At 40.1% G+C, this 12,406-nt stretch carries 9 protein-coding genes; 6 read left to right on the forward strand and 3 right to left on the reverse strand.

The window, feature by feature from the left end; all coding sequences use genetic code 11:
- Nucleotides 1-29: 29 nt before the first annotated feature.
- From ESZ48_RS00655 to ESZ48_RS00665, 3 genes are all read right to left on the reverse strand, one after another.
- Entirely contained in the window at nucleotides 30-2,000 is a 1,971-nt protein-coding gene (locus ESZ48_RS00655) for an aconitate hydratase (protein ID WP_129015382.1), read from the reverse strand.
- A 350-nt stretch (nucleotides 2,001-2,350) separates the two neighbouring features.
- The gene (locus tag ESZ48_RS00660) at nucleotides 2,351-4,375 is read right to left on the reverse strand and encodes a S9 family peptidase (RefSeq protein ID WP_129015383.1); all 2,025 of its coding nucleotides are present in this window, start codon (nucleotides 4,373-4,375) and stop codon (nucleotides 2,351-2,353) included.
- Between the two features lie 89 nt (nucleotides 4,376-4,464).
- Nucleotides 4,465-5,130, reverse strand: a complete 666-nt coding sequence (locus ESZ48_RS00665; protein ID WP_129015384.1) for a metal-dependent transcriptional regulator — start codon at nucleotides 5,128-5,130, stop codon at nucleotides 4,465-4,467.
- A 363-nt stretch (nucleotides 5,131-5,493) separates the two neighbouring features.
- On the opposite strand from ESZ48_RS00665, the gene ESZ48_RS00670 reads away from it, so the two are divergent.
- The 6 genes from ESZ48_RS00670 (at nucleotide 5,494) to ESZ48_RS00695 (ending at nucleotide 12,403) form a co-directional block, all read left to right on the forward strand.
- Nucleotides 5,494-6,405, forward strand: a complete 912-nt coding sequence (locus ESZ48_RS00670; RefSeq protein ID WP_129015385.1) for a metal ABC transporter solute-binding protein, Zn/Mn family — start codon at nucleotides 5,494-5,496, stop codon at nucleotides 6,403-6,405.
- Nucleotides 6,406-6,664: 259 nt separating this feature from the next.
- A complete protein-coding gene (locus tag ESZ48_RS00675; protein WP_129016029.1) occupies nucleotides 6,665-7,390 on the forward strand; it encodes a metal ABC transporter ATP-binding protein in 726 nt (241 codons plus the stop codon).
- Nucleotides 7,391-7,633: 243 nt separating this feature from the next.
- Complete coding sequence (locus ESZ48_RS00680; protein ID WP_129015386.1) at nucleotides 7,634-8,761, forward strand: metal ABC transporter permease; 1,128 nt, start codon at nucleotides 7,634-7,636, stop codon at nucleotides 8,759-8,761.
- The gene (locus ESZ48_RS00685; RefSeq protein WP_129015387.1) at nucleotides 8,754-9,914 is read left to right on the forward strand and encodes a metal ABC transporter permease; all 1,161 of its coding nucleotides are present in this window, start codon (nucleotides 8,754-8,756) and stop codon (nucleotides 9,912-9,914) included. The genes ESZ48_RS00680 and ESZ48_RS00685 overlap by 8 nt, the downstream gene beginning before the upstream one ends.
- A gap of 269 nt (nucleotides 9,915-10,183) precedes the next feature.
- Complete coding sequence (locus ESZ48_RS00690; RefSeq protein ID WP_129015388.1) at nucleotides 10,184-10,846, forward strand: N-acetylmuramoyl-L-alanine amidase; 663 nt, start codon at nucleotides 10,184-10,186, stop codon at nucleotides 10,844-10,846.
- A gap of 90 nt (nucleotides 10,847-10,936) precedes the next feature.
- Entirely contained in the window at nucleotides 10,937-12,403 is a 1,467-nt protein-coding gene (locus ESZ48_RS00695) for a M14 family zinc carboxypeptidase (RefSeq protein ID WP_129015389.1), read from the forward strand.
- Nucleotides 12,404-12,406 lie beyond the last annotated feature (3 nt).

The following is a 12,406-nucleotide window of genomic DNA, read 5'->3' on the forward strand; positions in this document are numbered from 1 at the left end:
TTAGGGTTTATCTTATAAAACAATCTTTCTTAAGATTTGAGTTTTTCCTTAAACTCATTAATGATACCACCTTTAAGCAGCATATTTATCTGGCGGTCGCTTAAGGTATGTTTAGTCTCAAATTCAAGTTTTTTACCTGAATCATTACTGACCTTGACTCTAATGGGCTTCCGGTCTCTAATATCGTTCCTTAAATTTTTAAAGCTCACGGTATCTCCCTGCTCGATCTTGTCATAATCTTTGATAGACTTAAACTCAAGAGGCAATATCCCGAAATTTGCAAGGTTTTGCCAAGCAATACGAGCATAGGACAAGGCTATGACGGCAACTTGACCCAGATATTTAGGTGCAAGTGCAGCGTGTTCCCTACTTGATCCCTGGGCGTAATTTTCCTTGGCGATTACAATGTGCCCGCCATACAGGGTTTTTGACTCCATGGCCCTATCATAGAAAGTGTGGTCAATCACCGAAAAGGTGTATTTGCTAATTTCTGGAAGATTACTTCTAAAAGGCAATACTTCTGCTCCGGCTTTCAAAATCTCATCGGTAGATACGTCATCCCCCATTTTTAAGAGAACCGGCACTTCATAATCGTCCATCAGTGGATTAATATGAGGCAATGCTTTAATATTGGGACCTTTCTTTAATTCAATTTGCGAACCATCCTCGGGAGGAGCGACCAATAGTTCGGTATTGATGATTTCCATTTCTGGATTTTCATATTGGGGATAGCTCATGCCATATAATTTCTCAAGGTCTCTAGGATCAGTAATTTTTCCTGTTAGGGCAGAAGCCGCAGCCGTTTCAGGACTGCAAAGGTAAACCTGGTCATCTTCCGTCCCCGACCTGCTTGGGAAATTTCGTGGCATAGTCCTTAAGCTGATGGTATCTGAGGCCGGAGCCTGGCCCATCCCGATACACCCCATACAACCCGACTGGTGGAACCTTGCCCCTGCTTTGATCAAGTTCGCAAAGGCGTGGTTATCGATCATATTTTGGATAAGTTGTCTGGATGTCGGGTTGATATCAAATGATACTTCGCTATTGACCGATTTGTCTTTTACAATTGCGCCAGCAATCCAAAAATCACGTAGCCCTGGGTTAGCGGAAGATCCGATGACTACTTGGCCAATAGGTCTTCCCGCAACTTCACTCACAGCAACTACATTTCCAGGACTAGTAGGTTGGGCTATAAGTGGAACCAACTCGTCCAACTTAATTTCTTCATGTAAATCATATTCACAACCTTCATCGGCCACGAGTTCTATCCAATCTTCTTCCCTGCCTTGAGATTTTAAAAAGCGTTTGATCTCACCATCGCTTGGGAAGACGGTGGTGGTAGCCCCTAATTCGGCACCCATATTGGCAATGACGTGGCGGTCCATAGCGCTTAGGTTTTTTAACCCGTCTCCGTAATATTCCAAGATTTTCCCGACCCCGCCCTTAACACCATGTCTACGGAGCATCTCCAGAATAACGTCCTTAGCACTTACCCAATCCGGAAGTTTTCCTGTCAATTTAACGCCCATCACCTTCGGCATCCTAACAAAAAAGAGTTCGCCCGCAATGGCAGCGGCCACATCCAATCCCCCTGTACCAATTGCTAGCATCCCCATAGAACCTGCGGCACAACTATGGCTGTCCGCTCCTACCATGGTTTTTCCCGGTTTACCAAAACGTTCCATATGCACCGGGTGGCTAACCCCATTTCCTGCCCGGCTGTACCATAAACCAAAACGCTGTGAAGCCGACAAAAGGAACGCATGGTCATCGGCATTTCTAAAATCGGTCTGCAGCAGGTTATGATCTACATATTGAACAGCAATCTCCGTTTTAGCTTTCTTAAGGCCCATCGCCTCCAATTCCAATTGAACTAAGGTGCCCGTTGCGTCCTGTAATAGAGCTTGATCTATTTTAATACCTATTTCCGATCCTGGGGTCATTTCTCCAATGATCAAATGGGAGTCTATAAGTTTTTGGGTAACATTATGTTGCTTCATGATTATGTGATTTTTAATAGGCAGTAGATAACATGCCGTAATTATTTTTTTATTTCGTGATGTATCCGGCGTTTTAGGAAACAGAATTGCATGTCATGGACGATGGATAAATCCAATCCGCAATATGACTAAGATACAAATTTAAGGATTGCAACGCCAGTTAAATATCTAATTGTCCAAGAATTAGAAAAATATGATTCTGCAAATAGAGGCTTCAACAAACCTTATGTAGTCTTTTTTGTTCTAAGTAGTGTTGATAGCGTTTTTTTGTAAATAAAAAAATTATAGCAACCAATCTAACGTCTTTTTCATAATTTCCGTCACAGCCACTCTTTTACAAATTCCTACAATTATTCATACTTTTTAAACCAAGCCAAAATATGCGCCACCTTACTGATCAAATTACTTGGTCTTTGGACGATATTATGATAGGCTTCAGGAATTTCAACTAAAACGGTTTCTATTTTTCTAAGTTTTAAAGCGTGATAAAGTTGCTTTGCCTCACTTGGCGGGGTTCTTAAATCATTCATTCCTACCATAACCATAGTTGGGGTTTCTATATTGCCCACTAATGAAATTGGTGAAAATTTCCAATAGGCTTCAAAATTTTCCCAAGGCTGACCGTCATAACGCGAATCGGCATAGCCATAATAATTATCTGCTACCAAGGTTTTACTGATCCAATTGACCACAGGCTTCACCACTGCAGCAGCTTTAAAGCGATGATTCTTCCCAATCATCCAGGTGGTCATGATGCCGCCAGCACTACCTCCGGTGACGTATAATTTAGCATTTTCAACAATGCCCTTATCAACTAAATAATCCACACCATCCATGACATCATTATAATCCTGACCTGGATAATTATTCTTTAACAAATTCCCGAATTCTTCGCCATAACTTGTACTCCCACGCGGATTTGGATAAAAAACAACATACCCTTCCGCAGCGAACAACTGGATTTCAGCGGTAAATCGGTCACCATAATTCAAAATGGGCCCGCCATGATTCTCAACGATCAACGGATACTTTTTAGAGGCATCATAAAATGGCGGTCTAACAATCCAACCTTGAATGTCTCTGCCGTCAAAAGTGGATTTGTACCAAACTTCTTCAGTTTTACCCAATTCACGAAAAGCAAGCACATCGGCATTTAAATTTGTGATTAAGCTAGCCGGTTTTTTATTTTGGATGACCGCCAATTCCGCTGGATATTCTGGTCGCGATTGCGTATAAACCAAGGTGCCATTTTGAGACACGGCATACGACCCTGAAGCATACGGTCTTCCAATGGTTGTTCCGCCAACATTATCAGCCAATTTTGTAATTTTTCCCGAGGTCGTGATATATCCTATCTTGGTATTCCCTTTTTCGTCATACATAAAATACAAGCCTTTCCCGCTCGAGTCCCAAATAATATCAGAGACACTGGTATCTAAATTTGAAGAAATAATGCGTTTGTTCCTGCCATCGCTGTTCATCAAGTGCAATAAGGTGTTTTGATGGTCCTGCGCCCGATCTTCATACCCCAAATATGCCACCGTTTTGCCGTCAGGCGATACTTGCGGAGAATGATCGGGTCCATCTTGAGAGGTCAATGCCGTAATTTCTTTGGTAGCAACATTCACCTTATAAACTTCGCTATTTCTAAATCGGTATTCCCAATCTTCAAATCGGTTTGAGGAAAAATAAATCTCCTTTCCATCTGGAGAAAAAGACAGATTGCCTCGGTGGCTATAGTTGTCGCTTGTTAATTGCCTGGCTGTACCTCCTTCGGCAGGAATTAAAAAAACATGTGTAAATCCTGGTTCCATATAGCCACTGCCATCGGCTTCATGCTTGAGTCGGTCCGTAATTCTTGCTGGTTCAGCCCATTTGGCACCTTTAGGTTTTTCTGGTAATTTCGCTACAACTGGCGGTTTTTCTGAAATGAACATGGTAAAGGCAATCCATTTTCCATCGGGCGACCAGGTTAAGGCACTTGGCGATGTTTCCAATTGGGAAATTCTGGCAATTTGACCAGTTTCTGTCCAGTACATATATATTTCTGAACCTTCATCTGTCGTACTTGAAAACACAATACGATCTCCATTTGGCGACCAACTGGCTTGAGATTCGCTTACTTCCCGTGACGTCAGTTTACGATGAGACGTGCCATCAGCATTGACAATCCAGAGGTTGCCATTGGCATTGTCCTTCATCATATCAAACCCATTTCTTTTATAGACAACCTGAGTGCCGTCAGGAGATATTTGTGGGTCAGTAGCCCACTCCAGCGCGAAAACATCCATAGGCTGAAAGGGCAGTTTTTGCGTTTGCGAAACGGCAAATTGAATACTAAAAAGACCAACTAAAAGACTGAGAAACCGGACCATAAAAAAGAATTAAATTTTAAATGCTCAAGTTACTGATTTTAAAATTACAGCACTGAAAAAAATTTAGAGGTGAGATATGTGTAGAAATCCTATGAATTATGCGACACTTCCTGTAAGAACAAGTTTTTGGCGACATTTTCTGAAACCACCAATTCAGCATCATTGAATTTAATTTTAACCGAATTATCAAAAGGCTCCTTATGGATTATTTCTATAGTGGTGCCAAGACTGATATGATTCGCGTCCAAATACTTTAGAAAATCGCTTGAACTGTCATGCACACCCACACAAACGTAGGTCACACCTTCCTGTGCGTCGGTAAGACTGGTTTTATCTATCTTTTCAATATGCCCATGTTTATCAGGAATGGGGTCACCGTGCGGATCCACTTTCGGAAAACCCAAAAACTCATCGAGCTTATCCGTTAATTTTTCTGATTTGATATGTTCCAATTGTTCGGCCACGTCATGCACTTCATCCCAGGAGAAATTGAGCTTCTCCAACAAAAACACCTCCCAAAGCCGATGTTTCCGCACCACTTTAACGGCATGGGCACGACCTGCCTTAGAAAGCGTAACGCCTTGATAAGGAATATAGGAAACCATGTTTTTCTCTGCCAACTTCTTGATCATATCTGTAACGGAAGATGCCTTGGTTTGCATTTCTTCGGCTAACGCATTTGTTGATACATCATTGGAAGACTGATTTTCTAAATGATAAATGGCTTTAAGGTAATTTTCTTCAGCGAGAGTCATACATAATATTATTATCTACAAATATAAATTTTTTTTAGACAAAAAGATTATTTAGATTTGTCTAAACTTTTAATTCGTTTGATAGTGACTTATTTTTAGCTCGTAAAAATACACCTACACTTCGGATTGAATGATTCGGAATTTTGATTTTAAGTGAGTATTTATTCAGCAACAGATTGGGTTTTTTAGATAATCTCTAAAACTCGGTCTGTTGTTCACTTAATTTAAAACCTATTCGGCTCGCTTCAAAAACCTTAACACCGATGGATTTCCAGACTTCAACCTGATTTATCGTGAGAAATCGCTAATAATCAGCCTTACATCCTCATTTTTTTAGTACTTTCGTAACTTATATTTAGACTCATGAAAAAAATAGTTTTCATTTTATTAACTTTAATATGTTTTTCAGCCTGTAAAGATGCTAAGCCAGACAACGGCAACCTCAACATCGTGACCACAACCACCTTAATTACCGATTTATTAGACCACATTGGTGGTGATAAACTGAACATTCAAGGTTTGATGGGAAGTGGTGTGGATCCGCATTTATATAAAGCCAGCGCCGGGGATGTCACGAAATTGGCAAATGCCGATTTGATTTTTTATGGCGGGTTACATTTAGAAGGAAAACTTGTTGATGTTTTTGAAAAAATGGAAAGTCAGAACATTAAAACCATTGCCGTTTCAGATGCTTTGGATAAAAGCACGTTAATAGGTTCAGAATATTTCGACTCAAATTATGACCCGCATATCTGGTTTAATGTCCATAACTGGGAACTCATTACCTCATTTGTAGTCCAAAAACTTTCTGAAGCCGACCCGAAAAACGAAGCACTTTATAAAGAAAACGGAAAGACCTACCTTGAAGAGTTAAAAGTTTTAGATTCAGAGATCAAAGCCATTATCGAAACGCTTCCAAAAGAAAAAAGAATTTTGGTTACCGCTCATGATGCCTTTAATTATTTCGGACAGGCCTACGGATTTGAAGTTGTTGGCTTACAAGGCTTATCCACGGCTACCGAAGCTGGGGTGCAGGATGTTCAAAATTTGTCTAACTTTATTATCGAAAAGAAAATAAAAGCCATTTTTGTTGAGAGCTCGGTACCAAGACGTACCATCGAAGCCCTTCAAGCTGCCGTGAACTCAAAAAACCATCACGTAGAAATTGGAGGCACCCTATATTCCGACGCGTTAGGAAACGCAGGTACTGTTGAAGGAACTTATATTGGGATGTTTAAATATAATGTAAATACGATTGTGAATGCATTACGATAATTCCTGCGAAGGCAGGAAACCGTTTGGTTCAACATAGTTAATCTCGGGAAAATCAGAACTCATATAATGGAATCTCTACATTGGATGAATCCAGAATTTCCAACTTCTAATTTTGACTTCCAACAGCATGACAAGAAATATTGCCTTAAAATAACACAGAGTTCAAAATGACATGAAATCAATGGACAATATAAAAAACACGAATTCCAAGGACGAGACTACTGCATCCATATCTGCCAACGAGGCAGGCGCCGTAGTTATGGCGGTAAAGGTGGACGATTTAACTGTGGCTTATAACTATAAGCCTGTGCTTTGGGATATCGATCTTGAAATTCCTGAAGGCGTCCTCATGGCTATCGTTGGCCCTAACGGGGCTGGTAAATCCACCTTGATAAAAGCCATTTTAGGAATACTAAAACCTATTGCTGGTAGTGTTAGCATTTACGGCAAACCTTACCATAAACAGCGTTCCCATGTGGCTTACGTGCCACAAAAAGGAAGTGTGGATTGGGATTTTCCTACGGTTGCACTCGATGTTGTGATGATGGGAACTTATGGAAGTTTGGGATGGATCAAGCGTCCGGGAGTTAAAGAAAAGAAAGCAGCCTTGGAAGCTTTAGAGAAAGTGGGCATGCTCCCATTTAAAAACAGACAGATCAGTCAGCTTTCTGGCGGTCAACAACAACGGATATTTTTGGCCAGGGCCTTGGTGCAGGATGCGTCCATTTATTTTATGGACGAGCCTTTTCAAGGTGTGGACGCGACCACAGAAATTGCCATTATCAATATTTTAAAAGAATTGCGAAAAGCAGGAAAAACGGTAGTCGTTGTGCATCACGACCTACAAACAGTTCCTGAATATTTTGATTGGGTCACTTTTTTAAACGTTAAAAAAATCGCCACAGGTCCTGTAAAAGATATTTTTAATGATGATAACTTGACAAAGACTTATGGTATTAATTATAAGGTGAGTGTGCAGAAGTAGCACAATTCCTGCGGAGGCAGGAATCTTAGGAATAGCAGCCAACTCACAAACTATATTAGAGCTTTTGCGCAACGATCAAACAATCAGGATGATTAAAAAATAAAAATCTATAAAGTCAACCATTGGCAAAAATCATTGAATATCCTGAAAGGTTTGAAGAAAATAAATCTATGATTATTGAATCCATCACAACCATTTGAAATTAAAAAATAAAAAAGATTCCTGCCCACGCAGGAATACGGTATGAATTTACAAGACTATTTTTCTCTAGTTTTTAGCGATTACACGCTTCGCACCATCACCTTCGGCACCGCCATTTTGGGTGCTGTTACGGGAATGCTCGGTAGTTTCGCAGTGTTGCGAAAACAAAGTTTGCTGGGTGATGCCATTTCACACGCTGCCCTTCCAGGAATCGCCTTGGCATTTTTGATTACCGGTGCCAAAGACACCAACACCTTACTTCTTGGCGCTTTGGTCAGCGGCCTTGTGGGCACTTTTTGGATCCGGGGTATCGTGACCAAAACACATTTAAAATCGGATACTGCTTTGGGTCTTATCCTCTCCCTGTTTTTTGGATTTGGGATGTTGTTGCTCACTTTCATCCAAAAACAACCCAATGCCAATCAAGCAGGATTGGACAAATATTTATTCGGACAGGCAGCAACCTTGGTGGAAAGTGATGTTTGGCTAATGGCTATCGTCACAGGAATTTGTCTGATCGTCATGCTGTTATTTTGGAAGGAATTCAAGCTTTTACTTTTTGATCCAGACTATACCAAGACTTTAGGTTTCAACACCAAATTCATAGATATTTTGATTACTACATTTATTGTATTGGCCATCGTTTTGGGGTTGCAGACCGTGGGCGTCGTTTTGATGAGCGCCATGTTATTGGCTCCTGCCGCAGCTGCAAGACAATGGACCAATAGTCTAGGTACAATGGTGTTTTTAGCGGCAATTTTCGGAGCGTTTTCAGGAGTTTTTGGAACGGCCATCAGTGCCAGTCAAGACAACCTTTCTACTGGACCGGTCATTGTTATTGTGGCGTCAGTATTTGTGATTTTCTCTTTCGTCTTTTCACCAGGAAGAGGTTTATTGTTTCGTCAAATCCGATTTATTAAAAACAGAAGAGATTTGGAATTTCAAAAAACCCTCGCCTTTATGTATCATATTGCCGAAACCCACGAGGATATTTCGCATCCGCATACCATTAAAATATTAAACAACTTTCAAGGTTTTACACGAAAGACACTTCAAAAATTAGCCGATAAAAACTATGTAACCTTAGATGGTGCTATGTGGAGTTTGACAGAAGAAGGTTTTGAAACCGCGGCCAATTTATACAACCAAAATTTCAAGAAACATGAGTAACGCCCAATTGGAAATACAGCTCATTGCTAGTTTGGTTGCCGTTGCCTGTGCCATTCCTGGAACCTTTTTGGTGCTCCGAAAAATGGCGATGATCAGTGATGCCATTAGCCACTCTATCTTACCAGGTCTAGTCGTTGGTTTTTTCATCACACAGGACCTCAACTCGCCACTCCTCATTTTATTGGCCGCACTTACGGGAGTTATTACCGTTATTTTAGTAGAGCGCATTCAAAAAACAGGTTTGGTAAAGGAAGATACTGCCATCGGATTGGTATTTCCTGCAATGTTCAGTATTGGGGTCATCATGATTGCGAAAAACGCTAATGATATACATTTGGATGTGGACGCGGTGTTGTTAGGTGAATTGGCTTTTGCACCTTTTGACCGACTCACGATTGGCGGCACAGATATAGGCCCGAAATCCTTATGGGTTATTGGAATTATTTTACTGGCTACGGTCGCGCTTTTAATCGCGTTTTTTAAAGAATTAAAGGTCAGCACTTTTGATCCCGGATTATCCGCCTCCTTAGGTTTTTCGCCAGTAGTCATTCATTACGGCCTTATGACCATGTCTTCCATTACGACTGTTGGTGCTTTTGATGCCGTTGGCGCAATTTTGGTTGTGGCACTTATGATTGCCCCGGCTGCCTGTGCTTATCTACTGACCACAGATTTAAAGAAAATGCTCGGACTCGCCATATTTTTCGGGGTTTTTGGAGCCATTTCGGGATATTGGGTGGCACATTGGCTGGATGCTTCAATTGCGGGATCCATTGCAACCATGCTCGGGGTCGTGTTTTTTCTTGTGTATTTATTTGCCCCAAGTAAAGGATTGATTGCCGTGATGTACAGAGAAAAAAGACAACGCATTGAAGTCTCATTGTTGACTTTTTTACTCCATCTTAAAAATCACAGTGAAGAGGAAGAACGCCATGTCAATCATCTCAACGAGCATATCAATTGGCAAAAAGTGAAAAGTAAAACGGTGTTGGATTTGGCGCTTAAAAACAATATGATCCTCATTAACAATAAAATCGTTTCGCTCACCAAAAAAGGTGATGAATTCACCTCACAGGCCATCGATTATATCATTACCAATGAAGACACCCAGATTGAAGATATGAAAAAGCATTTCTTTTTATTTAGAGGGTAAAGACTTTCCAAACCGGCTTTTTGTTTTTTAGACATGAATTCCACAAATCAACACTAATCCATGAGCTGAATTCATTGTGCATTCCTGAGGTAAATCTTAAAAAATTAGGGTACGAATTCAAATGATAAAAATAGATGTGAAACTTCACCGAATGGTCAGTCAGACACGTAGCTTAAGTTAATCACCGCGTTTGTATACCGGTTAAATATTTCAAATATCTTTGGTAACAAATAATTTCGCTAACTTTGATTTTCACCTAATTTATTATAATGAAATACGCACTCTTTTGCATCAGTCTGTTTTTGTTATTTTCTTGCGGCACTTCCAAAAAAATAGTGGATAAACCGATTGTTTTTGATGCAGAGCGGATCCAACTCACCAAAGAATATCTATCTACACGCTATGGTTTAGAACAAGACAAACCGATTATTGTACCCAAAATGATTGTATTGCATTGGACGGAAATCCCAACACTCCAAGAATCTTTTGATGCGTTCTACACATCGCAACTTCCAAGCAGACCTGATATTGCTACAGCAAGTGCTTTAAATGTATCCTCACAGTTTTTAGTAGATCAGGATGGTACCATTTACCGATTGATGCCAGAATTAACCATGGCGAGACATGTGATTGGTTTAAACCACACCGCCATTGGGGTTGAAAATGTTGGAGGGACTAAAGATGTACCTCTGACCCATGAGCAAATAAAAGCAAACATCTGGTTGGTCAACTATTTGAGTAAAAAATATCCTATTGAATACCTTATTGGCCACTATGAGTATACTAATTTTGAAGGTCATGAGTTATGGCTTGAGAAGGATGATGGCTATAGAACCGAAAAGGTTGATCCTGGCGAGGATTTTATGAGAGCCGTCAGAAAAAAAACACGAAAACTTAAATTGAAATCAGCTCCGGTAAAAAGAAATAATTAAGGATGATATATGTTTATTCCAGAATTTAGGATAAACCGATTGTCTTATCCGAACAGTCCTTTGATCAATAAAACAAATAAAATGCAACAAATGAAATCTATTTTCACTTTAGTACTTGCCATTTTCTCATTCTCTATGATGGGTCAGGTCAATGATATGACCACAAGTCTATACGACAGCTATTCAAAATACAAAGAACCAAGCTTGGACAAACGTCGGATCAAACATGAAGACATCCAACCTTTAATCCTCAAGCTTAAAAACAATCCATCTTATACGGTTCAAAAAGTAGGAGAAAGCATCAAAGGAAAAGACATCAATTTGATCAGTGTTGGAACGGGAGCTGTCAACGTTTTTCTATGGTCACAAATGCATGGCGATGAACCTACCGCAACCCAAGCTATTTTCGATATTTTTAACTTTTTGAACAGCAACGATTTTAAAGCTGAAAAAAAAGAATTGTTAAGCAAATTGACGGTTCATTTTATGCCAATGCTCAATCCCGATGGTGCAGAAGTGTTTACCAGACGTAACGCCTTGGGCATTGATATTAACAGAGATGCGCTCATGCTACAGTCTCCAGAAGGTCAAGTTTTAAAACGCATCCGCGACAGTTTAGATGCCGATTTTGGTTTCAACCTTCACGACCAAAGCACATATTACAATGCCGAGCGTACGCCTAAACCAGCGACCATTTCTTATCTGGCACCTGCTTACAATTATGAAAAAGACATCAATGACGTCCGTGGAAATGCCATGAAGGTTATTGTCTTTATGAACAGCATCATCCAAAAATATGCTCCAGGACAAGTGGGGCGCTACAACGACGATTTTGAGCCTCGCGCTTTCGGCGACAACATTCAAAAATGGGGCACGAGTGCCATATTGATTGAATCCGGCGGTTATAAAAATGACGTTGAAAAACAGGAAATCAGAAAGCTCAATTTTGTGTCTATTTTATCGGCATGTTATACCATTGCCAATGGAAATTATAAAAATATCTCTATTGACGATTATGAAAAAATCCCTCAAAACGATCGCAAATTATTCGATTTAAAAATAGAACGTTTCACCCATAATCTTTTAGGAAAGGATTATATTTTAGATATCGGAATCAATCATTTGGAAGTCCAAGACAAAAATTACGACAGTTTTTATAACGTGGGCAGCATTGTTGAAAAAGGCGACCTCTCAACCTTTTATGGATATGAAACTGTAGATGCTACCGGGTATCGCTTAATTGAAGGAAAGGTTTATCCAGAAACTATCCAGACCATGAAAGATTTGGAAGCTATGGACATTTACGAACTTCTCAAATCAGGCTACACCTATGTCCGATTGGCGGACTTTTCACAAAAAGATAAAGACGTTTCGCTCCCGATAAACATTTTGGACAAAGATCAAAAAGTTCCAGGTTTTTATGTGAACATAGGCAACAACCCTAATTTTGTTTTGCAAAAAGATGGCAGCGTAGATTATGCGGTGGTCAACGGATTCTTGATTGATCTAAAAACCGAGGAGAGTAACTTTAAGAATGCTATTTTTTATGGAAAGTAAAAC

This window comes from Gelidibacter gilvus, from assembly GCF_004115975.1.
Lineage (GTDB): Bacteria > Bacteroidota > Bacteroidia > Flavobacteriales > Flavobacteriaceae > Gelidibacter > Gelidibacter gilvus.

Bases quoted from the DNA above. Each gene is read 5' to 3' on its own strand.
- ESZ48_RS00695 (WP_129015389.1), top strand. From the start codon at position 10,937: ATGAAATCTATTTTCACTTTAGTACTTGCCATTTTCTCATTCTCTATG.
- ESZ48_RS00665 (WP_129015384.1), bottom strand. From the start codon at position 5,130: ATGACTCTCGCTGAAGAAAATTACCTTAAAGCCATTTATCATTTAGAA.
- ESZ48_RS00680 (WP_129015386.1), top strand. From the start codon at position 7,634: ATGAATTTACAAGACTATTTTTCTCTAGTTTTTAGCGATTACACGCTT.
- ESZ48_RS00690 (WP_129015388.1), top strand. From the start codon at position 10,184: ATGAAATACGCACTCTTTTGCATCAGTCTGTTTTTGTTATTTTCTTGC.
- ESZ48_RS00675 (WP_129016029.1), top strand. From the start codon at position 6,665: ATGGCGGTAAAGGTGGACGATTTAACTGTGGCTTATAACTATAAGCCT.
- ESZ48_RS00660 (WP_129015383.1), bottom strand. From the start codon at position 4,375: ATGGTCCGGTTTCTCAGTCTTTTAGTTGGTCTTTTTAGTATTCAATTT.
- ESZ48_RS00655 (WP_129015382.1), bottom strand. From the start codon at position 2,000: ATGAAGCAACATAATGTTACCCAAAAACTTATAGACTCCCATTTGATC.
- ESZ48_RS00685 (WP_129015387.1), top strand. From the start codon at position 8,754: ATGAGTAACGCCCAATTGGAAATACAGCTCATTGCTAGTTTGGTTGCC.
- ESZ48_RS00670 (WP_129015385.1), top strand. From the start codon at position 5,494: ATGAAAAAAATAGTTTTCATTTTATTAACTTTAATATGTTTTTCAGCC.